This is a genomic window from bacterium (assembly GCA_026708055.1).
Classification (GTDB): Bacteria; Actinomycetota; Acidimicrobiia; order Acidimicrobiales; family CATQHL01; genus VXNF01.
Map to the genome: position 1 here is coordinate 1 of JAPOVS010000012.1, position 22,336 is coordinate 22,336.

20 protein-coding genes and 1 rRNA gene are annotated in these 22,336 nt (G+C 71.0%); 3 read left to right on the top strand and 18 right to left on the bottom strand.

What is annotated here, in order from left to right:
* A 16S ribosomal RNA gene (locus OXG55_00690) occupies positions 1 to 782 on the bottom strand; the annotation flags it as partial.
* A 514-nt stretch (positions 783 to 1,296) separates the two neighbouring features.
* Positions 1,297 to 2,640: a tyrosine--tRNA ligase gene (gene tyrS, locus OXG55_00695; protein MCY4101773.1), complete on the bottom strand. Its 1,344-nt coding sequence runs from the start codon at positions 2,638 to 2,640 to the stop codon at positions 1,297 to 1,299.
* Between the two features lie 147 nt (positions 2,641 to 2,787).
* On the opposite strand from tyrS, the gene OXG55_00700 reads away from it, so the two are divergent.
* Entirely contained in the window at positions 2,788 to 5,064 is a 2,277-nt protein-coding gene (locus OXG55_00700) for a transglycosylase domain-containing protein (GenBank protein ID MCY4101774.1), read from the top strand.
* Complete coding sequence (locus OXG55_00705) at positions 5,061 to 5,663, top strand: hypothetical protein (protein ID MCY4101775.1); 603 nt, start codon at positions 5,061 to 5,063, stop codon at positions 5,661 to 5,663. The genes OXG55_00700 and OXG55_00705 overlap by 4 nt, the downstream gene beginning before the upstream one ends.
* A gap of 143 nt (positions 5,664 to 5,806) precedes the next feature.
* Here OXG55_00705 and OXG55_00710 read toward each other — a convergent pair whose 3' ends face one another.
* The 16 genes from OXG55_00710 to infC form a co-directional block, all read right to left on the bottom strand.
* Entirely contained in the window at positions 5,807 to 6,517 is a 711-nt protein-coding gene (locus OXG55_00710; GenBank protein ID MCY4101776.1) for an MOSC domain-containing protein, read from the bottom strand.
* 46 nt (positions 6,518 to 6,563) lie between these two features.
* Positions 6,564 to 7,145 (bottom strand): DNA-3-methyladenine glycosylase, encoded by a 582-nt coding sequence (locus OXG55_00715; protein ID MCY4101777.1) that lies wholly within the window; start codon positions 7,143 to 7,145, stop codon positions 6,564 to 6,566.
* A complete protein-coding gene (gene argH, locus OXG55_00720) occupies positions 7,142 to 8,581 on the bottom strand; it encodes an argininosuccinate lyase (GenBank protein ID MCY4101778.1) in 1,440 nt (479 codons plus the stop codon). Before argH ends, OXG55_00715 begins: the two co-directional genes overlap by 4 nt.
* Positions 8,565 to 9,821, bottom strand: coding sequence for an argininosuccinate synthase (locus tag OXG55_00725; GenBank protein ID MCY4101779.1), 1,257 nt, complete (start codon positions 9,819 to 9,821; stop codon positions 8,565 to 8,567). Before OXG55_00725 ends, argH begins: the two co-directional genes overlap by 17 nt.
* 119 nt (positions 9,822 to 9,940) lie before the next feature.
* Positions 9,941 to 10,459, bottom strand: coding sequence for an arginine repressor (argR, locus tag OXG55_00730; protein ID MCY4101780.1), 519 nt, complete (start codon positions 10,457 to 10,459; stop codon positions 9,941 to 9,943).
* Entirely contained in the window at positions 10,456 to 11,466 is a 1,011-nt protein-coding gene (gene argF / locus OXG55_00735; GenBank protein ID MCY4101781.1) for an ornithine carbamoyltransferase, read from the bottom strand. Before argF ends, argR begins: the two co-directional genes overlap by 4 nt.
* Positions 11,467 to 11,470: 4 nt before the next feature.
* Positions 11,471 to 12,715, bottom strand: a complete 1,245-nt coding sequence (locus OXG55_00740) for an acetylornithine transaminase (protein ID MCY4101782.1) — start codon at positions 12,713 to 12,715, stop codon at positions 11,471 to 11,473.
* On the bottom strand, positions 12,712 to 13,626 hold the full coding sequence (gene argB / locus OXG55_00745) for an acetylglutamate kinase (protein MCY4101783.1): 915 nt from the start codon (positions 13,624 to 13,626) through the stop codon (positions 12,712 to 12,714). Before argB ends, OXG55_00740 begins: the two co-directional genes overlap by 4 nt.
* Positions 13,626 to 14,789, bottom strand: a complete 1,164-nt coding sequence (argJ, locus tag OXG55_00750; protein ID MCY4101784.1) for a bifunctional glutamate N-acetyltransferase/amino-acid acetyltransferase ArgJ — start codon at positions 14,787 to 14,789, stop codon at positions 13,626 to 13,628. Before argJ ends, argB begins: the two co-directional genes overlap by 1 nt.
* Positions 14,786 to 15,808 carry an N-acetyl-gamma-glutamyl-phosphate reductase gene (argC, locus tag OXG55_00755; GenBank protein MCY4101785.1) on the bottom strand — a complete coding sequence of 341 codons (1,023 nt, stop codon included), beginning with the start codon at positions 15,806 to 15,808 and terminating at the stop codon, positions 14,786 to 14,788. The genes argJ and argC overlap by 4 nt, the downstream gene beginning before the upstream one ends.
* A 77-nt stretch (positions 15,809 to 15,885) precedes the next feature.
* Positions 15,886 to 18,396, bottom strand: coding sequence for a phenylalanine--tRNA ligase subunit beta (locus OXG55_00760; protein ID MCY4101786.1), 2,511 nt, complete (start codon positions 18,394 to 18,396; stop codon positions 15,886 to 15,888).
* Positions 18,397 to 18,484: 88 nt separating this feature from the next.
* Positions 18,485 to 19,495: a phenylalanine--tRNA ligase subunit alpha gene (gene pheS, locus OXG55_00765; GenBank protein MCY4101787.1), complete on the bottom strand. Its 1,011-nt coding sequence runs from the start codon at positions 19,493 to 19,495 to the stop codon at positions 18,485 to 18,487.
* Entirely contained in the window at positions 19,492 to 20,313 is an 822-nt protein-coding gene (locus OXG55_00770) for an RNA methyltransferase (protein MCY4101788.1), read from the bottom strand. Before OXG55_00770 ends, pheS begins: the two co-directional genes overlap by 4 nt.
* Before the next feature lie 39 nt (positions 20,314 to 20,352).
* Positions 20,353 to 20,730, bottom strand: coding sequence for a 50S ribosomal protein L20 (rplT, locus tag OXG55_00775; protein MCY4101789.1), 378 nt, complete (start codon positions 20,728 to 20,730; stop codon positions 20,353 to 20,355).
* Positions 20,731 to 20,754: 24 nt separating this feature from the next.
* A complete protein-coding gene (rpmI, locus tag OXG55_00780; protein ID MCY4101790.1) occupies positions 20,755 to 20,949 on the bottom strand; it encodes a 50S ribosomal protein L35 in 195 nt (64 codons plus the stop codon).
* 136 nt (positions 20,950 to 21,085) lie between these two features.
* Complete coding sequence (gene infC, locus OXG55_00785) at positions 21,086 to 21,625, bottom strand: translation initiation factor IF-3 (GenBank protein ID MCY4101791.1); 540 nt, start codon at positions 21,623 to 21,625, stop codon at positions 21,086 to 21,088.
* Between the two features lie 235 nt (positions 21,626 to 21,860).
* Here infC and OXG55_00790 point away from each other — a divergent pair, with 235 nt between their 5' ends.
* Positions 21,861 to 22,295, top strand: a complete 435-nt coding sequence (locus OXG55_00790) for a DUF1844 domain-containing protein (GenBank protein MCY4101792.1) — start codon at positions 21,861 to 21,863, stop codon at positions 22,293 to 22,295.
* The last annotated feature ends 41 nt before the right edge of the window (positions 22,296 to 22,336 follow it).

Consider the following 22,336-nt stretch of genomic DNA (forward strand, 5'->3'; position numbering starts at 1 on the left):
TTTACGGCGTGGACTACCAGGGTATCTAATCCTGTTTGCTCCCCACGCTTTCGCTCCTCAGCGTCAGTTTCGGCCCAGAGCGCCGCCTTCGCTGCTGGTGTTCCTCCCGATATCTGAGCATTTCACCGCTACACCGGAAATTCCACGCTCCTCTACCGAACTCTAGTCATGGCAGTATCAGATGGCTTCTCAGAGTTGAGCCCTGAGCTTTCACACCCGACTTACCAAACCGCCTACGAGCCCTTTACGCCCAATAAATCCGGACAACGCTCGCTCCCTACGTGTTACCGCGGCTGCTGGCACGTAGTTGGCCGGAGCTTCTTCTGCAGGTACCGTCATTTTCGTCCCTGCTGAAAGGGGTTTACAACCCGAGGGCCTTCGTCCCCCACGCGGCGTGGCTGCGTCAGGCTTTCGCCCATTGCGCAAGATTCCCCACTGCTGCCTCCCGCAGGAGTCTGGGCCGTGTCTCAGTCCCAGTGTGGCTGATCGTCCTCTCAGACCAGCTACCCGTCGAAGCCTTGGTGAGCCGTTACCTCACCAACTAGCTGATAGGCCGCGAGGCCCTCCCGAAGCACCGGAGCATTTCCTCGTCGCGGCATGCGCCGCATCGGGGACATCGGGTATTAGCCGCAGTTTCCCACGGTTATCCCCGTCTTCGGGGCAGGTTCCTCACGTGTTACTCACCCGTTCGCCACTAGATGCCCGAAGGCATCTCGTTCGACTTGCATGTGTTAGGCCCGCCGCCAGCGTTCGTCCTGAGCCAGGATCAAACTCTCCGTCAACATCTCAGGCCCGCGGCGGCGAGCCGCCTCGAACCGTCGATCTGTGCTGCGGTGGTGGTATTTCCCTGCACCTCCACAGCTGGAGAGCCGGACGAGGGTGCCGACCCACGTCCGACAATCCGGAATTGCTGGGTAGGCCGCGCCGGACAGGACTCCGACGAGGCCACCCGCACTGGCATTCGTCTTCTCTTCCGTTTTCAAGGAGCACACCGGTCGCCGCGGCCCCCGGAGGGTCGCGAACAACTCTCAGAAAGTGGCGTCCTCCCTCCGCCTCGCTTTTTCGCCGGCCCGGTCTGCGGCCAATCGGCGCTTTCCGAGTGCGGAGGTGGGATGCGATGTTAGCCAGACGCGCCCGCTATCGCAACCACCGTCGCGGTCGAGGCCGGATCGCCTCGACAAGCACCGTGCTGCCTGGATTCCGGCCTGCGCCGGAATGACCATGGGAGGGGCCGCAAGGGCGGAGGCAAGGGGCTGGGACGACGGTGGACGGACCGCGATGACGGGGGAGCGCGGCTCAGGGCTCGACGACCACCAGGCGGCGCTCGCGACGGCCGCGCTGCAACAGCAGGTAGCGACCGTCGATCAGCCACTCCGGCACCACGTCGCGCCGCGTCACGCGGGTGCGGTTCACCGAGACGGCCGACTGGCGGAGCTGACGCCGTGCGTCTGCGCGCGACGAACACAACCCCGAGGCGACGAGCAGCCCCACGAGGGCCTCGGGACCCTCAAGGTCGTCCCTCGCAACCATGGACGAGGCGACGATCGCGGACATTGGACCTGCCGCGGGCCCACCGGTCGGCGCCGCCGTGGCGTGCAGCGGCTCGTGACCCGTCAGCGCGCCCAGCATCTCGCCGCTGAGCGGTGCGCTGCCGTAGAGCGCCTCGGCGGCGAGGTTGGCCTGCGAGACCGCTTCGGCGCCGTGCACGAAGCCGGTCACCTCATCGGCCAGACGCTGCTGGGCGAGGCGACGCTCGGGGGCCCGGGCCGCCTCGGCGGTGATCTCGCGCACCTCGGCCATGGGCAACAGCGTGAGCTGCGCCAGCAGGCGTCCCACATCGGCGTCGTCGGTGCGAAGCAGGTACTGGTGCAGGTCGAAGGGCAACGAACGATCGCTGTCCAGCCAGACGGTCCCCTCGGCGGTCTTGCCGAACTTCTGTCCGTCGGAGCGGGTCAGCAGCGGCCAGGTGAGGCCGTGCACCACCGAGCCCGAGCGGCGGCGAATGAGGTCGATGCCCGCCACGATGTTGCCCCACTGGTCCGAACCGCCCACCTGCAGACGGCAGCCGTGATGGGTGTGCAACCACCAGAAATCGAAGGCCTGCAGCAGCATGTAGCTGAACTCGGTGTAGGAGATGCCCTGGGTGCTGCCGAGCCGGCTGCGCACCGACTCGCGGGCGAGCATCTGGCTGACGGTCACGTGCTTGCCGACGTCGCGCAGGAACTCGATGACGCCCACCGGCGCAGTCCAATCGTGGTTGTTGACGACGTCGGCCTCGGCCACGCCGGCGAAGCGGGCGTACTGGCGCCGGATGCTCGTCACGTTCGACTCCAGGGTCTCGGCGTCCAGCAGGTTGCGCTCGTCGGAGCGGCCGCTGGGATCGCCGACCATGCCCGTGGCGCCGCCCACCAGCGCCAGAGGTCGGTGCCCGGCCTCGGCGAACCGTCGCAGCACCAGCACGCCGATCAGATTGCCGAGGTGCAGGCTGCTGGCCGACGGGTCGATACCCAGGTACAGCACCGCAGGGGGCTCGTCCAGCAGTGCCCGCAGCGTCTGCCGGTCGGTGGTGTCCTGGACGAGGCCCCGTTCGCCGAGGTCCTCCAGCACCCCCGCACCACTCCCCGTCGTCTGCGTGCTCATGCCACTCGCCGTTCCATCGTGTCCTGCTGCCGTATCGGTGCCCGCGGTCGCGCACCGGGCACGTCCTCCCGAGTCTGCCGCACCGACGGCGCCGAGCGGCGTTGCCGTGGCGCGCCGGGCGCGCTCTCGTAGGCTCTGAACGTCGCCGTGACTGCCATTCTCGCACGCCGCCGCGCCGTCCTGGGGCTGGTTCCGGTGGCCCTCGCCGTGGCCCTGGTCGCCGTGTCGTGCACCTACCAGACCCGCGACCTGCGGGTGTCGCTTCCCACCACGGCGCAGTCCTCGTTCATCTACGACGGCGACGGCCGGCTCATCACCACGTTCCGTGGCGAGCAGCACCGGCGGAACCTGGAGACCATCGACGAGGTGCCGCGGATCCTGCAGGACGCCGTGGTGGCCATCGAGGACGAGCGGTTCTGGCAGCACCAGGGAGTGGACGTGCGGGCCCTGCTGCGGGCGGCTCGCTCGAACATCTCCGTCGACGGGGTGCTCCAGGGTGGCTCCACGATCACCCAGCAGTACGTGGGGCGGGCCTTCCTGGATCGCACCGAGATCACTGCCAGCCGCAAGATCTCCGAGATCGCCCTGGCGCTGCAGTTGGAGCGCGCCTACTCCAAGGAATTCATCCTCCTGCAGTACCTCAACACGGTGAACTTCGGCGAGGGCGCCTACGGCGTGCTGACCGCCGCCCGGGAGTACTTCGACAAGGATCTCGACGAGCTGACCTTGGCCGAGGCCGCGCTGCTGGCCGGACTCATCCAGGCGCCTTCGGCCCGCAACCCCTACGAGAACAGGGAGTCGGCCGTCCAACGCCGCGAGGCGGTGCTGGAGCGGATGCTCGCCAACGACTGGATCAGCGAGCGGGAGTTCGAGCAGGCGCGCACCGAGCCGCTGCGGCTGGCGCCCCGGGTTGCGACCCTCGAGGAGACCTACGAGTACGGGTATTTCGTGGAGGAGGTGAGGCAGTGGATCCTCACCGATCCCCGCTTCGGCCCCACGCCTGACGAGCGGGTGCGGTTGCTGTTCGAAGGGGGCCTGCACATCCACACCACGCTGCGGCCCGACGTGCAGCACGCCGCCGAGAGCGCCTTGACGACGATCCTGCCGTGGGAGGGCGGCCCGTCGGCGGCGATCGTGGTCATCCGCAACGACACCGGGCACGTGGAGGCCATGGTCGGCGGGCGGGACTTCTTCGGCGACACTGCGTCCGCCCGGTTCAACCTGGCCACCCAGGGCGGCCGCCAGGCAGGCTCGGGGTTCAAGCCGTTCGTGCTGGCCGCCGCCTTGGAGCAGGGAATCCAGATGAGCGCCCTGTACCCGGCCCCCAGCGAGATCGAACTGCCGATCCCCGGCCTGGAGGAGACCTGGGAGGTGTCCAACTTCTCCGCGACCGGCGCCGGCGGGCTGATGACGCTGCGCGAGGCGCTGGTGCGGTCGATCAACACGGTCTACGCCCAGCTCATGGAGGACGTAACGCCGGAGGCCGGCGTCGCCATGGCGCAGCGACTGGGGGTGGCCTCACCGCTGCAGCCCGTGCTGGCCGCTGTGCTGGGCAGCGAGGACGTGACGGTGCTGGACATGGCCGCGGCCTACTCCACGTTCGCCCGGCGGGGGATCTACATTCCCCCCACGATGGTGACCCGCGTGAGTGGCCTGGACGGCACCGTGCTGTACGAGCACGAGCCCAACTCCACGCGGGTGCTGGACAGCCGGATCGCCGATGAGATGACCGACCTGATGACAGAGGTCGTGGCGGCGGGGACCGGCAGCCGGGCCGCCGTGGAGGGCCGGCAGGTGGCCGGCAAGACGGGCACGGCGGAGAACTTCGTGGACGCCGGGTTCACCGGCTACACGCCGCAATACACCACCGCGGTGTGGGTGGGTTTCCCGGATGCGCAGATCCCCATGGAGCCGCCCACGACCGAACGCGACGTGACCGGTGGCTCGTATCCCGCGGAGATCTTCCAGCTGGTGATGGCCGCCGTCCACGAGGGCCTGCGGGCGGAGTCCTTCCCCGCCAGCGTGCCGACGACGACCACCACGCAGTACCCGCCGGTGGTGGAGGTGCCGTCGGTGATCGACCTGCCGCTGGAGGAGGCCACCGACGCCATCGAGGAGGCCTACCTCGACGTGCGGGTGTCGGAGGTCGTGCGGGACGACGTGGCACCCGGCACCGTCGTGAACCAGATTCCCCGCGCCACGGAGTTGGCCAGCGGCGCCAGCGCGGTGATCATCGAGGTGGCGGTGGAGCCGCCCGAACCCGACCCGGCGGACCTCGAGGCGGTCGAGTTGCCGGAGGAGACGGACGGCGGCCCCGGTGCGCAGGACGGTGAGGAACTCGAGGCGGAGGGTGGCGGCGGCCAACCCGGAGACGACGGTCAGTCCGACGGCGGCGGAACCGGCCAGGCAGGAGGCGGGCGATGATCAGCTCGCAGAAACAGGACGTCCAGCACTGGCTCGACTCGATGCGCGGCGCGGATGATCCCGACGCCGCCGGGCGGGGCGGCAACCCGCGCTGGCTGCCCCGCAGCCGCGCCGGCGCCTCGATTGCGGTGGTGGCGCTGGCGGTGATGGCAGGGTTCTGGATCTGGGCGTTCTCGCCGCTGGCGCCGAGCGGCCACCCCGACACCCTCTACAACGTGGTCTTCACCCACAATGCCGAGGACATCTGCGCGACCACAGTCGCGGCGGTGGGACGACTGCCGGGGGCGGCCGAAGCGACCGGACCGGAGGATCGGGCGAGCCAGATCAGAGCATCCACGCCGCTGTTCGAGGACATGGTCGGCGAGCTGCGGACCGAGGCGGACGATGTCGTGGGATCCGACGCCGACCTGCTGGACGCCTGGCTGGCGGACTGGGACACCTACCTGGGTGACCGTCGCGCCTACGCCGCCACGCTCGCCGGCGGGAGCGACCCCCCGTTCACGGTGAGTTCCCGCGACGGCGAGGCCATCACCGGCTACATCGACATCTTCGCCGAGGTCAACGCCATGCCGAGCTGCGCCACACCCGGCGACGTCTGAGGCTCAGAATCTCCCCGCTTGCCGCAGCGGATCCCACTCCGTCATTCCGGCCTTGGGCCCCACTTCGTCATTCCGGCGAAAGACGGAATCCAGGGGCCAGTGAATCGGCTGAAACGAACCGTCGGAAGTCTGACGGGACGGCGTCAGGTCTCGACTTGGCCCGAGAGGTAGAGGCGGTCGAGATCCAGGCCGAGCTTCTCCCGGCGGGCGATGCGGGCGTCGAGGGACCGCTTGATGCCCGCGCTGAGGGCCTCGATCTCGAGCAGCCGCCGGGCGCTGTCGAGGTCGTTGCGATCCACGTTCAGGACGCGTCCAGCCTCGGCGACGCTCCAGTCGTGCGAGGTGTCCCGCTCCACGAGGCGCATCTCGTCACCGGCGGCCACGTCACCCTCCTGCAGCACGCGCATGAGGTAGCCGGTGAACCCGGTCTCCTGCACGACGATGGAGATGTCCTTGCGGCCGTAGCGGGCGGCGATCTTGTAGCAGGGCGACCGCGGCTCGCTGACCTGCACGGTGCAGGATCCAAGCTCGAAGGTGTCGCCGATGTGCACGTCGGCCTCGGTCAGCCCGTCCACGGTGAGGTTCTCGGCGAACGCCCCGGCGTCGGGAATGTCGACGCCGAGGTCGCGCCAGAACGGGTAGTGGTCGCGGGAGTAGACGAGCACCGCCGCGTCCTCGCCGCCGTGGCCCTCGTAGACGTGCTCGTCACCCTCGACACCCAGGCCGTGAACGCGCACCGGTCCCTCGACGGGCCGCTTCACGAAGGCGCTGGCGATGGCGCGGCCGCTGGAGTCCAACTCCCCGACCGCGCCCACACAGACCGCCGCCACCCGCCCCCGTAGCTCATGGCTCATCCGGCCAACCTATCCCGGTGGTGGTGCTCGCACGCCGAGTGATCGCTCAGCGGGGTGGGCGGGAGACGTTGGCGTCACCCGGGACGTACCAGCGCCAGGGGCGCTCGCGGGCGAGGCTGATGCCGATGCGGGCGCTGCTGGCGACGTCGGGTGGGTCGGAATCACGCTGGTGGACCGTCACCGGCGAATTCGGGGCGAGGAGGTCGACGCCGTTGTGGTCGCCGACGATGCCGAGGGCGGCGGTGAGTTTGGCGGGGCCGCTGCAGAGGTCGCGCTCCCGGCGCGCCTTGGGACGGTCGACCCACATGTCCTCGACGCCTCGCAGCGGCGCCAGGGCGCGCACCAGCACGGCACCGCAGCGCCCGTCGGATTCGCAGACCACGTTGGCGCACCAGTGCATCCCGTAGCTGAAGTAGACGTAGAGATGCCCCGGCGGCCCGAACATCACCTCGTTGCGCGGCGTCCGACCCCGGTGGCCGTGGCTGGCCGGATCCTCGGCGCCGCCGTAGGCCTCCACCTCCACGATGCGGCCTGCCCGGTCGCCGCAGGCCAGCACCATGCCCAGAAGCTCCGGGGCGACGGCGGTGACCGGTCGCTCGAAGAAGGTGCGCTCGGGCCGCTCTGTCACGCTGGGGGCGCGTCCAGGGCGGCGACGCGGGCGGCGTCGGCGGCGAGACGGGCGCCGAACCGCTCGCGCTGGACGGCGACCGCTGCAGGGCCGCCGCCGCCGGGGCTCGTGCGCCTCGCCAGCGTTCCGCCGGGTTGGAGGACCGCGAGGGTTTCGGGGCCGACCTCGGCCGCCGCCAGGTCGGCGAAGCTCCCTTCCCCCGCCAGGGCGGCCTGCACCACGCCGGCGATGCGCTCGTGCGCCGCACGGAACGGCACGCCCCGGCTCACCAGCACCTCTGCCAGGTCGGTGGCGGCCAGGAACGGGTCGTCGGCCGCGGCGGCCATGCGCGCCTCGTCGAAGGCGGCGCTGCGCAGCAGCCCGGCCAGCGCGGCGAGCGCCCCCCGCACCTGCGCCAGGGAGTCGAACAGCGGCTCCTTGTCCTCCTGCAGGTCGCGGTTGTAGGCCAGCGGCAGCCCCTTGAGGGTGGCCAGCAGGCCGGTGAGGTTGCCGATGAGCCGCCCGGCACGGGCCCGTGCCAGTTCGGCCACGTCGGGGTTCTTCTTCTGGGGCATCATCGAACTCCCGGTGGCCCAGGCGTCATCCAGGCGCAGGAACCCGACCTCCTCGCTGGCCCACCAGACGATCTCCTCGCCGAGGCGCGACAGGTGCACGCCCAGCAGCGCCAGCGCGAAGAGGCTCTCGGCCACGAAGTCACGATCGCTGACAGCATCGAGAGAGTTCTCGAAGCGGGCCGCGAAGCCCAAGTCGGCGGCGGTGGCGTCGGGATCGATCGGCAGCGACGTGCCCGCCGAGGCGCCGGCCCCCAGCGGCGACACGTCGGCGCGCCGGCGAGCGTCCAGCAGCCGGTCGAAATCGCGGGCCAGCGCCCAGCCGTGGGCCATGAGGTGGTGCGCCAGCAGGACGGGCTGGGCACGCTGCAGGTGGGTGTAGGCCGGAAGCCTGGCCTCGCCGGCCTCGGCGGCGCGCTCCGCCAGCACCTGTTGCAGGGAGAGCACGCCGCCCGCCACCGCCGCCAGCTCGCGCTTGACGAACAGGCGCAGGTCGCACGCCACCTGGTCGTTGCGGCTGCGCGCCGTGTGCAGCCGGGCACCGGCGTCGCCGGCCAGTTCGGTGACGCGGCGCTCGACGGCGGTGTGGATGTCCTCGTCACCGGGCGCGAAGGCGAACTCCCCCGTCGCCAGCTCGGCGGCGGCGACGTCGAGCGCCGTCGCGACCGCCACACCGTCGGCCTCGCTCAGCAGCCCGGCGCGCACCAGGCCGCGCACGTGGGCGTGCGAGGCGGCGATGTCATCGGCCGCTAGCAGCCGGTCGTAGGGCAGGCTGACCGTGAAGGACATCAAGGCCTCGGCCGGCTCGGCGTCCAGGCGCCCGGCCCAGAGCGTGCCGCTCTCGGCGGGAGCGCGGGACTCCTCGGAATCAAGGTCGGGTGCCATCGGCACCACCTCCGGCAGCCCGCGCCGCGGCCGTGCGCAGCCTGAGGGCGTGCAGCTTGATGAATCCGTCGGCGTCACCCTGGTGGTAGGCGCCCTCGTCCTCCTCGAAGGTGGCGATGGCCGGGTCGAAGAGGCTGTGGGAGGAACGGCGGCCCACGATCGTGACGTTGCCCTTGTAGAGCTGCAGGCGCACGACGCCGCTGACGAGCTGCTGGCTGTGATCGATGGCCGTCTGCAACATGCGGCGCTCCGGGCTCCACCAGTAGCCGTTGTAGACGAGCGAGGCGTAGCGGGGCATCAACTCGTCCTTCAGGTGCGCTACCTCGCGGTCCAGCGTGAGCGACTCCATGGCCCGGTGGGCGCGCAGCAGGATCGTCCCGCCGGGCGTCTCGTAGGCACCGCGGGACTTCATGCCCACGTAGCGGTTCTCCACCAGGTCGAGGCGTCCCACGCCGTGGGCCGATCCGAGGGCGTTCAGCTCGGCGAGCAGCGCACCCGGCGGCAGTGAGCGGCCGTCGATGGCCACGGCGTCGCCGCGCTCGAAGCTGATCTCTAGGTGGAGCGGCTCGTCGGGCGCCTCGGTGGGGGCCACCGTCCAGCGCCACATGGAGGGTTCGGGCTCCAGCCAGGGGTCCTCCAGGCGTCCGCCCTCGTAGGAGATGTGCAGCAGGTTGGCGTCCTCGGAGTACGGGGAGCCGCCAGCCGCGCTGGCCATGATGGGGATGCCGTGCTCCTCCGCGTAGGCCAGGAGGCGCTCGCGGGAGGTGAGGTCCCAGATGCGCCACGGCGCGATCACCTTGATTCCGGGTGCCAGCGCGTAGGCCCCCAACTCGAAGCGCACCTGGTCGTTGCCCTTGCCGGTGGCGCCGTGGGCGATGGCGTCGGCACCGGTCTCAGCGGCGATCTCCACGAGGCGCTTGGCGATGAGCGGCCGGGCGATGGAGGTGCCGAGCAGGTACTCGCCCTCGTAGACGGCGTTGGCGCGGAACATGGGGAACACGAAGTCGCGGGCGAAGGGCTCGCGCAGGTCCTCGACGCGGATCTCGGTCACGCCCAGCGCGGCGGCCTTGGCGCGGGCCGGCTCCAACTCCTCCCCTTGGCCCAGGTCGGCGGTGAAGGTCACCACCTCGCAGCCGTAGGTGACCTGCAGCCAGCGCAGGATCACCGACGTGTCCAGGCCGCCGGAGTAGGCCAGGACGACCTTTCGGGGAGCCCCCGGCTGCGGCGATGTCTGCGTCATGGTTCAGTCCACCTCTGTGATGCCGAGGCGATCGCCGCGCGAGGCGGCCGCGACCGGTGGACACTGGATTCCGGCCTCCACCGGAATAACGAAGACCGCTGATCGAAGAGAAGTCGAATTCATGTGACACGCTCCTTAGGTGTACGGGACGGCGACTCGGGAGGCAGGCCGGCGCGGGCACGCAACCGCGCGGCGAGGGCGCCGGCGTCGCTGTCCTCGGCGGCCACCACCAGGAGCGTGTCGTCGCCGGCCACAGTGGCAAGCACATCGGCCAGCCCCGCCCGGTCGAGGGCCGAGCCGACGACATGAGCCGAGCCCGGTGGTGTGCGCAGGCAGACGAGGTTGGCGGAGCGGCCGACCTCGATGACCCAGTCGCTGAGCACACGACGCAGGTGGTCGTCGCCCATGGCGCGCTCCTCGGCGGGAACGGGCACGGCGTAGACGCCCGCTCCACCACCCACGCGCACCTTGACGGCTCCGAGGTCGTCGAGGTCGCGTGACACTGTGGCCTGCGTGGCACTCACGCCGCGCGCGGCCAGCAGATCCACGAGCTGCTCCTGGCTGCTGACGGCCTCGTCGCTGAGTAGGCGCTCGATGATGTGCTGGCGCTGTCGCTTGCCGACATTGCCGGAGGTCATGGGCTGGTCTCCTTCCTGGGAGTTTGGCTCACCGTGGGGCTCGCGAGCCACCAGAACAGACCCTTGGCCGCACCGAAGCGGTTGGCGGCCTGCTGCCAGACCCGCGAGCGGGGGCCGTCGATGACCTCGGCGGCCACCTCCTCGCCCCGGCGGGCGGGCAGGCAGTGCAGGAAGATGGCCTGTGGGGCCGCGGCGTCCATCAGTTCGGGGGTCACCGTGAAGCCGGCGAAATCCCGCTGCCGCTGCTCCGCCTCGTCCTCCTGGCCCATGGACGCCCAGACGTCGGTGTAGACGGCGTCAGCGCCCGCCACGGCCGCCCGGGGGTCCTCGAAGCTGCGAACCTCGGTGCCGGCCGCCCGCAGGCGGGCCAGCTGCTCCTCGCCGAAGCCGTAGTCCGGCGGCGAGGCGATGCGGAATGCCACGCCGGTCCGCCCGGCGCCCAAGGCCAGCGAGCCGGCCACGTTGTTGGCATCGCCCACGTAGGCCACGCTGCGCCCCTCGAACGAGCCGAAGACCTCGTGGATGGTCAGCAGGTCGGCCAGCGCCTGGAGGGGGTGGGCGCGATCGGAGAGCAGGTTCACGACCGGCACCGGCGACACCGCTGCCATGCGCTCCAGGATGCTGTGGTCGAAGACCCGCGCCCCGATGATGGCGTGATAGCAGGCCAGGGTGCGCGCCAGGTCCTCAGCGCTCTCACGGCTGTCGATGCCGACCTCCTGATCGATCACGGTGACCGGATGTCCCGACAGGTGCACCACCGCCAACTCAGTGGAGTGTCGGGTGCGCGCCGAGGGCTTCTGGAAGTACAGGGCGACGCCGCGATCCTCCAACACGTTCGTCCGGTCGCCCGCCTTGGCGCGATTCAGCACCTCGACCACCTCGGCTGTGCTGAGGTCGTCGATGTCCAGCACATGGCGTACCTGGGGCTCGGCCGCCTGCTCGTCGCCGAACTCGTCCTGGCACCGAAGGCGGTCCGCGGGGCGCTGCTTGCGGCGGAAGATACTCACGACGTCACCCTCCGGCAGGCTCGGTCGGCGCGGCCAGCACGGCGGCGAAACGGCCGACCGCCTCGTCGATCTCATCGTCGGAGACGACCAGCGGCGGGGCGAAGCGCACCGCGCTGGGCGTGACGGCGTTGACGACGAGGCCCGCGGCCAGGCACCCGGCGGCTACGTCAGCGGCACTGCGGTCGAGCTCCTGATGAAGCTCGGCGGCCAGCAGCAGGCCGAATCCGCGCACCGCCGTCACGCCACCCAGCGCCTCGAGGCCGGCGCGCAGCCGCTCCCCTGCCGCCGTGGCTGCAGCAGGTGCGTCCATCTCGATCATGGTGTCCAGGACGGCGCGCGCCGCCGCAGTGGCGAGCGGCTGGCCGCCGAAGGTGGTGGCGTGGTCGCCGGGGCGGAAGGCGCCGGCCACATCGGCTCGAGCCCAGCAGGCACCGATGGGAACGCCGTTCCCGAGCGCCTTGGCCATCGTCACCACATCGGGCGAGGCGCCCGTGTGCTGGTGGGCGAACCAGCGGCCGGTGCGTGCCAGACCCGTCTGCACTTCGTCGAACATCAGCAGCAGGCCCCGCTCGTCGCACAGCGCTCGCAGGCCACCCAGGTAGCCGGCGGGGGGCACGTTCACGCCGCCCTCGCCCTGCACGGGCTCCACGAGCACCGCCGCGGTCGTCTCGTCGACAGCGCCGGCGACGGCCTCGACGTCGGCGAAGGGCACGTGGCGGAACCCTCCGGGAAGCGGCTGGAACACCTCGTGCTTCTCGGGTTGGCCGGTGGCGTGCAACGTGGCGAGCGTCCGGCCGTGGAACGAGCGGAGCGTGGTGATCACCGTGTGGCGGCCCCACCCCGCCCAGCGGCGCGCCAGCTTGATGGCGGCCTCGTTGGCCTCGGCGCCGGAGTTGCAGAAGAACACCTGCCCGCCCCCGCCGAGCAGCCCGTCGAGGGTCTGCGCCACCGCCCCGTTGTGCTCGGTGGCGAACAGGTTCGAGACGTGCAGCAGGCGCGTGGCCTGGGCCGCCAGGGCGGCGGCGACCCGCGGGTGACTGTGACCGAGGCTCGTGACGGCCAGCCCGGAGAGGAAGTCGAGGTACTCCCGGTCGTCGCGATCCCACAGGCGCGCTCCGGAGCCACGCACGAACATCACCGGCGGCGGGCCGTAGCTGGGCATGAGCGGGCAGCGTTCGGTGCCTTCGGGCGCGCCCACGGCGACGGCGTGCGGACTGGGCTCGGGGGCGGTGGTGGGCTGCGGGTTCATGACATCTCCTGGGGGTCGGGGCGGATCATGGTGCCCACGCCGGCGTCGGTGAACAGCTCCAGCAGCAGCATGTGGGGCCGCGTGCCGTCGAGCAGGTGCGCCGAGCCGACGCCGTTGCGCACGGCCTGCAGGCAGGCCTCGACCTTGGGGATCATGCCGCCGGCCACGCCGTCGGCGGCGAGGATCCCGGCCAAGTCGGACGCCGTGACCTCCGACAGCACGCTCGCCGGGTCGTCGACGTCGGCCAGCAACCCAGCCACGTCGGTCAACACGACCAGCCGCTCGGCTTCCAATGCCGCGGCGAGGGCGCCCGCCACGGTGTCGGAGTTGATGTTGTAGGCCTGCGCGGCGGCGTCCGCACCGATAGTGGACACGACCGGGATGTAGCCGAGCTCCTGGAGGTTCCGCACGATTCCGGGAGCGACCTCGCCGACCTCGCCGACGAACCCGAGCGCCGGATCGCGGGGCACGGCCCGAATCAGCCCGGCGTCCTCACCGGAGACGCCGACGGCCAAGGGGGTGTGCGCGTTGATGGACGACACGATGTCGCGGTTCACCTTGCCGACGAGCACCATGCGCACGATGTCGAGGGTTTCGGCGTCGGTCACCCTGCGCCCGGCCACGAACGACGGCTCCTTGTCGAGGCGTCCCATGAGATCGTCGATCTGCGGGCCGCCACCGTGGACGATGACCGGACGGATGCCCACGGAGTGCATCAGCACGATGTCGCCGGCGATGGCGTTCGCCACGGCAGGGTCGCCCACCGGCACGCCGCCGAACTTGATCACCACCGTGCGTCCGGCGAAACGCTGGATGTACGGCAGAGCCTGGGTGAGCACCTCGGCGGTCACCTGCGGGGCGGCGGGCTGGGACCCGGGCGCGCCGGGATCAGAGACGGTGTCGGAACTCATCAGCTCGTCCTCGAGTTCTCGTCGATGTAGGCGTACGACAGGTCGACGGTGATGATCTCCGCCTGACCGTCGCCCAAGCCCAAATCGACGTTCAGATCCAGCCTGCGGCGGCGCATGTACGCCCCGATGGCCTCGGCGTCGGGACGCTGCGGTCGGCCGTCGGCGTACACCACGTGGTCGCCGTAAGCGATGCGGAGCAGTTCCGGGTCGAACGCCACGCCGGCCGCGCCGAACTCGCTGGCGATGCGGCCCCAGTAGGGGTCCTCACCGAACCACGAGCACTTCACGAGTTGGCAGTTGGCGCAGTCCCTGGCCGCCTTGGCGGCCTCGGCGTCGCTGGCGGCCCCGGTGACCCGCAGCAGGACGGTCTTGGTGGAGCCCTCGGCGTCGTCGGCCATCTGCAGCGCCAGATCCCCGCAGGCGCGAGTGACGGCTGCGGCGAGTGCCTGGCGCGGCACCGGGCCGGCGCGGCCGTTGGCCAGCAGCAGCACCGTGTCGTTCGTGGACTCGGCGCCGTCGACGGTGAGCCGGTTGAAGCTGGTGGCCACCGCGGCGCGCAGGATGTCCTGCAATTCGGCACCCTCGGCGGCGGCGTCGGTGGTGAGCACGGCCAGCATGGTCGCCATGTTCGGCTCGAGCATGGCGGCGCCCTTGGCGATGCCGCCGACGGTGAAGCCGCCGCCGTCGGTGGTGACCTCCTTGGGCACCGTGTCGGTGGTCATCATGGCCCGGGCGGCCTCACTGCCCCCGGCAGCGTGCCGGGCCGCCACCACCTGGGGGATGCCTGCGGCGATGACGTCCATCGGCAGCTCGAAGCCGATCAGGCCGGTGGAGCACACCAACACGTGATCGCTGTCGCAGCCCAGCGACTCGGCGGTCAGTTCGCACATGCGCTCGGCGTCGGCGAGGCCCTGCCGTCCTGTCGCCGCGTTGGCGTTGCCGCTGTTGAGGATCACCGCGGCGGCCAGTCCCCCGGAACGCTCGAGATGGCTGCGGGTGACCACCACGGGCGCGGCTGTCATCTTGTTGGAGGTGAAGACGCCCGCGGCGGCGACCGGCGCGGCGTCGTCGGTGGCCACGACGGACATGTCGGGCGCGCCGGACGGCTTGATGCCGGCGGTGTGGCCCGCGGCGACGAATCCTTCGACGGCTGTGACGCTCACGGATACACCCCCGCGGTGGCGAGGCCCGTGGTCTCGTCGAGACCGCACAGCCGGTTGGCGCACTGCACCGCCTGACCCGAGGCGCCCTTGCCCAGATTGTCGATGGCGCACAGCGCCATGACCCAGCCCGTGCGCGGATCGTGACGAACGGTGAGGTGGGCGCTGTTGGAGCCGAGCGTGGCCTTCGTGGAGGGCGAGGCTTCGCTCACGGTCACGAACGGCTCGCCGGCGTAGGCATCGGCGTACAGCGCCAGCAGATCGTCGGTGCCGGCAGCACCCGTCGGCCGGGCGTAGCAGGTGGCCAGGATGCCCCGGTTCATGGGCGCCAGATGGGGTGTGAACAGCACGCCGGCGCCGCTGGCCTGCTCGATCTCGGGGGTGTGACGGTGGTCCAGCAGCCCGTAGGCCACGAAGTCCTCGTCCACGGCGCAGAAGCTGGTGTGGGGTCTCGCCGGGCGGCCCGCACCGGACACGCCGCTGGCGGCGTCCACGATCACGCCGGACGGCTCGATCGCGCCCGCTCTCACCAACGGAGCCAGCGCCAGCGCGGCCGCCGTGGGATAGCAGCCGGGTGCGGCGACTGCGGCAGCACCGGCGAACGTGTCGCGGTACAACTCCGGCAGGCCATAGGCGAAGGCACCGAGATGATCGGGAGCCTCGTGTGGCTCGCCGTACCACTGCTCGTAGACGGCAGCGTCGTTCAGCCTGAAGTCGGCGGCCAGATCCACGATCCTGGCACCGGTATCCGCTTCGAGTAGCCCGGGCACGATCCGCTGCGAGGTGCCGTGCGGCAGGGCGAAGAAGACGATGTCGGCACCGGCCACGTGCTCCGGCTGGTAGCCGCTGAAGACCAGATCGGGATAGGCGGCGCCGAGGCTGGGGTAGAGACCCCCCACCGCCACGCCCGCCTGTGTGTCCCCGGTCGCCACCACCACCGACATGGCCGGATGCGCGGCAAGGATGCGCAACAACTCCGCCCCGGTATAACCCGACGCCCCGACGATCGCCACGGACAGCATCACAAGATCATACAGTAAGGTGCATTAGTATGCAATGCTTGCTCCCGGACCTGTCCGCCGGGAACCCGACAGTCCGCTCAGTCGCGGAGAGCGGCTCCGGTACTGCCGGCGGCTTCGATGCAGGCGGCGCGGATCTCGCCGACCTCGGCGTCGGTGAGGGTGCGGTCGGCGGCCTGCAGTCGCAGGCGCCAAGCCACGCTGCGGCACTCCGGTCCGAGCCGATCGGCGTCGCGGAACACGTCGAAGAGGCGCAGGGTGACGAGCGCCTCGCCGGCCGCCCGGCGAAGCGCCGCCTCGACTGTCGCCGCGGGGGTGGCGTCGTCGATCACGAACGCCAGGTCGATATCGCTGGAGGGGAAGCGGCTGGGTTGGCGGTAGCGGGGATCGTCGAGGTGCGACTCCAGCAACCGGCCCAGGTCGCACTCCAGCCAGGCCACCCGCTCGTCGATCCCGAACGACTCGGCCACAGCGGGGTCGATCTCGCCGAGGACGCCGACCGTCTCACCGCCGGCGGTGAGCACCGCAGAGCGCGTGGGATGCAACCCGGCCGTGGCCTCGTTGCGAACCTCGGTCGCCACGAAGGGAATCACACGGCGGAAACGCTCCCACAGCGCCGCCGCCGCGGGGGCTTCACGGCCGGCCAGCGCCACCGCCAGATGGTCGCTCTCGATGGGCAGCTCGCCGTCGCCGGGCGCGTGGACGTGGCCGACCTCGAACAGCGCAACCCCGGGCTGGCGGCGGGCGGCGTTGTAGGCGACGGCCTTCAACAGCCCCGGCCGCAGCGATGTGCGCATGACCGACTCCTCGGCCACCAGCGGGTTGGTCACCGTGATGCCGTCGGGCGGCAGGTCGCAGCGTTCCAGGTCGCCGGGTGCCAGGAACGGCAGCGGCATGGCCTCTATGAGCCCGAAGCCCGCCAGCACTTCGTGCACCCGCCGCCGGGCGCGCTGGCGGGCCGTGAGACCGCCGGGGTGCGGCGACTTGGAGACCGTCCGGGCGATGCGGCTGTAGCTCCGGAGGCGGCCGACCTCCTCGATCACGTCGATCTCGGTGGAGCTGTCGAGGCGCCAGGAGGGCACCGTCACGTCCCAGACCTCGCCGGAGTAGGCGCGGGGTTGCGTCCCGGGCGACCCCGATAGATCGGCAGCAGGATGGATTCCGGCCTCCGCCGGAATGACGGACGAGGAGTCGGCCGCAGAGTGGATTCCGGCCTCCGCCGGAATGACGGAGGTAGGACCGGTGCCAGGAGGTGCCTCCTCGGTGGCGGGGGCGATCTCGAAGCCGATGGGTTCGAGGCAGGCGCGCATCTCGGCGGGCGTGAGCTCGGTGCCCAGAATGGCGTTGACCCGCCCGGTGCGGACGCGCACCGTCGGGCGCGGCGGCAAGTTCCCCTGCACCTGCACCAGTTCGGGTGCCAGCGTCACTCCCCCGGGTGCGGCCAACTCGGCGAAGCGTTCCAGCGCCCACGGCGCGATCTCGGGATCCACCCCGGCCTCGAAGCGGGCGGATGCCTCGCTGCGCAGCCCCAAGCGGCGCGACGTGCGGGCGATGTCGGGCGGGTTCCACCAGGCAGCCTCGAGCAGCACCGTCCCGGTCGTCTCGGAGATCTCCGTAGAGGCACCGCCCATCACTCCGGCGATGCCGATGGGCACGTCGGAAGAATCCACGATGACCCCGTCGCCGGCAGTGAGCGTGCGCACGGCACCGTCGAGGGTCTCGACCTGCTCCCCCTCGGCGGCCCGGCGCACTCCCAGCGCCCCGCCGGGCACCAGATCAGCGTCGAAGGCGTGCGAGGGCTGGCCGATCTCCAGCATCACGTAGTTGGACAGGTCCACGACGAAGTTGATGGGACGCATGCCGAGGGCCAGCAGGCGGCGGGCGAGGCGCGGCGGCGTGCGGGCGCCGGAGGCATTGCGCAGCAGTCGCACGCTGAAGCGCCCGCACAGGTCGGGCGCCAGGATCTCCACAGAGGCCGACTCCCCCGCCGGAGCGCCAGCGGTCTCGACGCGCGGCTCCGGTAGTTCGAACGGCAGGCCGCGGCGGGCCGCCAGGTCGCGGGCCACGCCGACCACCGAGAGCGCGTCGGGGCGGTTGGGGTTGACCTCCAGATCGAACAGCACGTCCCCGGCCACATCCAGGGCTGCGGTGAGGTCGTCGCCCAACTCAAGATCGGCCGGCAGGATCATGATGCCCTCGGCATCGGCGCCCATCGCCAGCTCGGCCGCCGAGCACAACATGCCCTCGGAGGCCTCGCCGCGCATGCGCCGGCGTCCGATCTCCAGCCCGCTCGGCATGGTGGTGCCAACCGTGGCGAGGGGCACCAGGTCGCCGACGGCCATGTTGAAGGCGCCGCAACAGACCTGCCGCAATTCGCCGTCGCCGGCGTCCACGTCGACGAGTTGGATGCGGTCGGCGTCGGGGTGTGGTCGCAGCCCGGCGACCCGGGCCACGACGACGCCAGCCGGCGCGGCGGCGAAGGTCACCATGTCCTCCACCGCCAGGCCCAGGTCGGAGAGGTCCTCAGCGACGCTCTCCGGCGGACCCTCGACGGGCGTGAACTCGCGCAGCCAGGACAGCAGGACCTTCATCAGAACTGCTCCAGGAATCGGGTGTGGCTGGGTCCAGAGATCCCGGAGGTCGTCGCCGGGTGAGCGCGGAGAGCCGTGGCCGTACTCATCAGAACTGCTCCAGGAATCGCACGTCGTTCGTCCAGAGATCCCGGAGGTCGCCGATGCCGTAGCGGAGCATGGCCAGGCGGTCAATGCCGAAACCGAAGGCGAACCCGCTCCAGCGCTCGGGGTCCACCCCGCAGACCTCGAGCACCGAGGGATGCACCATGCCGCTGCCCCCCAGCTCCAGCCACGTACCGTCGGGGCGCTGCACGTCGAACTCGGCGGAGGGCTCGGTGAACGGGAAGTACGAGGGGCGCAGCCGCGACGTGAAGCCCGGACCGAAGTAGGCGGTGGTGAACGCCTCGATGGCGCCGGCCAGGTCGCCCAGGGTGATGCCGTCGTCGACGACGAGCCCCTCGATCTGGTGGAAGACCGGCATGTGGGTGGCATCAGCGGTGTCCTGGCGGAAGCAGCGGCCCGGCGCCACCACGTAGAGAGGCGGGGGCTGGTTCTCCATGACCCGCACCTGCACGGGCGAGGTGTGGGTGCGCAGCAGGGTGGTGCCCGGCGGGCCGTGGTCGACGTACAGGGTGTCGTACATGTCGCGGGCCGGATGGCCGGGCGGGAAGTTGAGCGCCCCGAAGTTGTGCCACTCGGTCTCGATCTCGGGGCCCTCGGCGACGGTGTAGCCCATGGCGCAGAACACGTCCTCGAGACGCTGCAGCGTCTGGGTGATGACGTGCAGCCGCCCCACCTGCGCGGGTTCGGGCAACTCGGTGAGATCGAGGCGCTCGGCCTCGATGCGGCGGCCGCGCGCGGCGGCCCGCAGCTCCTCCAGGCGGGCGTCGTAGCAGCTCTCGACCTCGGCCAGCGCCTCGCTGAGGGCGCGGCCGGCCACCGGGCGATCCTCCGGCGCCAGGTCGCCCAGCCGGCGGCGCAGGCCTGTCAGCGGCGAACCCCTGCCGAACAGGTCGGGGCGTGCCGCGGTCAGTTCAGCGACGCTGCTCGCGGCCTCAAGGGCGGCGACGGCCTCGGCGGTCAGGGCGCGGGCCTCGGCGGCGAGATCGGTGGTCATCGTTCGGCGGGTGTCCCGCCGACGGTCGGCGCGTCGCGGCGGCGGCGCTGCACCTCGAAGCAGAGCACGGCGGCGGCGGCACCCACGTTCAGCGACTCGGCCACCCCGCCCAGGGGGACGTGCACCCAGGCGTCCATGTGTCCCGCCAGCGAGGCGGGCAGCCCGTGCGACTCGTTGCCCACGACCAGCGCCAGCGGCGGGGTCAGGTCGGCCCGGTCATACGGCAGCCCCCGACCGGCGGCGGCGCCCACAGTGCGCAGTCCTCGCTCCCGGAGATCCTCCAGAGTGGTGACCGGATCCTCCGACAGCGCCGCAGGCAGCCGGAAGATCGATCCGGCCGAGGCTCGCACCGCCTTCGGGCCGTAGGGGTCCGCGGCGTCGCCGGCGAAGATCACGCCGCCCGCTCCGGCGGCCTCGGCACAGCGCAGCAGCGTGCCGGCGTTGCCCGGATCGGCGACCGACACCGCCACCAGCACGAACGAGGCAACCTCCGGGGAGTCTCCCGGTGCGGCCACCGCCGGCCGCTCGACGACCGCCAGCAACGGCTGCGGCGTGACCGAGGCCCCGACTTTGGCGAGCGTGCCCGCCTCGACCTCCACGAGCGTGGCGCCGGCCGCGGCCAACCGGTCTGCCAAGCCCCGCGCCTCCTCGTCGGCTCGGGACGTCTCGATGTAGACCTCGCGGATCCGCAGGCCCGCGGCCGCGGCCTCGGCGCCGAGGGTCGCCCCCTCCACGATGAAGACCCCGTCGGCTCGGCGGGCGGCCGTTGAACGCGCCAGGCGGCGCAGCCCGGCGAGGCGCGGTCGCGCGGAGGTCAAGGACACCACGTCGCCACCCGCCGGCGCAGCGGGGCCGGGTCAGGATCCGCTGGGCAGATCGCTGGTTCGGGCCTCGTCAGCCAGCCGCACGAGCGCGGCGAAGGAATCGGGATCACGAACCGCCATGTCGGCGAGCGCCTTGCGATCCACCTCCACGCCGGCGGTGCGGAGCCCCGCCATGAACGTGCTGTAGGTGGAGCCGTGCCGGCGGCACCCGGCGTTGATCCGCTGGATCCACAGCCGCCGCATCTCGCCCTTGCGCGCCCGCCGGTCACGGAAGGCGTACTGGCCGGAGTGCAGCAGTTGCTCGTTGGCGCCGCGCCAGGTGCGGCTCTTGTTGCCGTAGTACCCCTTGGCGCGCGCCAGGGTGGTCTTGCGCCTCTTGCGGGCCTGGACGGATCGTCTGGCTCTGGCCATCTGCTCTGACCTCCCGGGAAAACCTCAGATACCGAGTTGGCGGCGCACCGACGGCCTGTCGGCGCCGCTCACCGCGCCGTCGCGACGCAGTTGGCGCTTGCGCTTCGGAGCCTTCTTCTCGAGGATGTGGTTCTTGTAGGCGTGACGCCGCACGATCTTTCCGGAGCCGGTCACCTTGAAGCGCTTGGCGGCACCCCGGCGGGTCTTCATCTTGGGCATTGTCGTTCCTCTCCGGGTGAGACGACCGGTGATCGGCCGGACTCTCTCAAGGCTCGGGCAAAGGGAGCCGGATCACAACCCGCGCCGGCGATCGGGCAGGGCTCGGGCCCTGACGGCGCCCGCAGGCGCCGCGTCATTACTTGCGGGTGCGCTTGTCGGGTGCCAGGACCATGACCATGTTGCGCCCGTCCTGGCGGGGCGGAGCCTCGATACGGGCCAGGTCGCCGGTGACTTCGGAGACCTCGTCGAGAATGCGCTGACCCAACTCGGGATGGAGCGTCTCTCGACCGCGGAACATCACGGTGATCTTCACCCGGTTGCCCGCAGTCAGGAAGTCCCGCACCTTGCGGGTCTTCGTCTCGAAGTCGCCGCGCCCGATCTTGGGTCGGTACTTCATCTCCTTGACGACGACCTGCGTGCTCTTCTTGCGCGACTCCCGTGCCCGCTGCGCCGCGTCGTACTTGTACTTCCCGTAGTCCATGATCCGGCAGACGGGCGGTTCGGCCTTGTCGGCCACCTCCACCAGATCCAGCCCGTGCGCCTGCGCGATCGAGAGGGCCTCGGCCAGCGGGCGGATCCCGATCTGGGCTCCGTCGGGACCCACCAGCCGGACCTGCGGCGCCTGGATGTTCTCGTTGACAAGCGGCTCGGAACCAGCCGACGCAGCTATGGCCAATCACTCAGCAATCGTGACTTCCCCTCTCTCGGTCCGCTGTGTCAGCGGCACGACACGTTGGTTCTGCGTGCCGGACCTCTGCGGACCGGCAAGCACCTGTCCGCAGCGCCTGGAGATCCAGGCCGGAACTGCACCAAGACCGAACGGCAACAATCCCGGTTCGGGCTTTACAGGCGGGGCATAGAGTAACAGGAAGCGCAGCAGAATCGAAGAGGACGACCGCGAGGAGGCTGCGATGACACTCTGGACCCCCGGCGGCGAGCACCATGTGCCGAGAGATCCGCAGCCTGAGAGCGCCGGCCCGGCGGGCGACGAAGCGGTTCCCGGAGCGGAGCAAATCAACCTGGAGGACCTGGATCCTGAGGACCGCGAGCGGGCCGAGGAGATCCTGGCCGAACTGGCCGCCGCCCGTGAGCGGCTGGCCGCCGCCCCGCCCGAAGTGGTCGTCGCCAACCACGCCATGGGCCTGTACGAGTTGGGCGCCATCCACCTGACGGCCGAGCCGCCCCGCCCGGCGGCGGCACGCCTGGCGATCGACGCCATGGGAATCCTGGTGGAGGGCCTGGCCGGCCGTCTCGGCGACTCCGAGCCGACGCTCCGCGAGGCGCTGCAGAGCCTCCGCATGGTCTACGTCCAGCAGACCTCGGGCGGCGACACGGAAGCCGGATAGCTGGCAGCGACATCCGTCGCGCTCCTCGAGACCGGTTTCCG

Coding starts and splice junctions, on each gene's coding strand:
- tyrS (MCY4101773.1), bottom strand. CDS start 2,640: ATGAGCACGCAGACGACGGGGAGTGGTGCGGGGGTGCTGGAGGACCTC.
- OXG55_00705 (MCY4101775.1), top strand. CDS start 5,061: ATGATCAGCTCGCAGAAACAGGACGTCCAGCACTGGCTCGACTCGATG.
- OXG55_00710 (MCY4101776.1), bottom strand. CDS start 6,517: ATGAGCCATGAGCTACGGGGGCGGGTGGCGGCGGTCTGTGTGGGCGCG.
- argH (MCY4101778.1), bottom strand. CDS start 8,581: ATGGCACCCGACCTTGATTCCGAGGAGTCCCGCGCTCCCGCCGAGAGC.
- OXG55_00725 (MCY4101779.1), bottom strand. CDS start 9,821: ATGACGCAGACATCGCCGCAGCCGGGGGCTCCCCGAAAGGTCGTCCTG.
- argR (MCY4101780.1), bottom strand. CDS start 10,459: ATGACCTCCGGCAATGTCGGCAAGCGACAGCGCCAGCACATCATCGAG.
- OXG55_00740 (MCY4101782.1), bottom strand. CDS start 12,715: ATGAACCCGCAGCCCACCACCGCCCCCGAGCCCAGTCCGCACGCCGTC.
- argB (MCY4101783.1), bottom strand. CDS start 13,626: ATGAGTTCCGACACCGTCTCTGATCCCGGCGCGCCCGGGTCCCAGCCC.
- argC (MCY4101785.1), bottom strand. CDS start 15,808: ATGCTGTCCGTGGCGATCGTCGGGGCGTCGGGTTATACCGGGGCGGAG.
- OXG55_00760 (MCY4101786.1), bottom strand. CDS start 18,396: ATGAAGGTCCTGCTGTCCTGGCTGCGCGAGTTCACGCCCGTCGAGGGT.
- pheS (MCY4101787.1), bottom strand. CDS start 19,495: ATGACCACCGATCTCGCCGCCGAGGCCCGCGCCCTGACCGCCGAGGCC.
- rplT (MCY4101789.1), bottom strand. CDS start 20,730: ATGGCCAGAGCCAGACGATCCGTCCAGGCCCGCAAGAGGCGCAAGACC.
- rpmI (MCY4101790.1), bottom strand. CDS start 20,949: ATGCCCAAGATGAAGACCCGCCGGGGTGCCGCCAAGCGCTTCAAGGTG.
- OXG55_00790 (MCY4101792.1), top strand. CDS start 21,861: ATGACACTCTGGACCCCCGGCGGCGAGCACCATGTGCCGAGAGATCCG.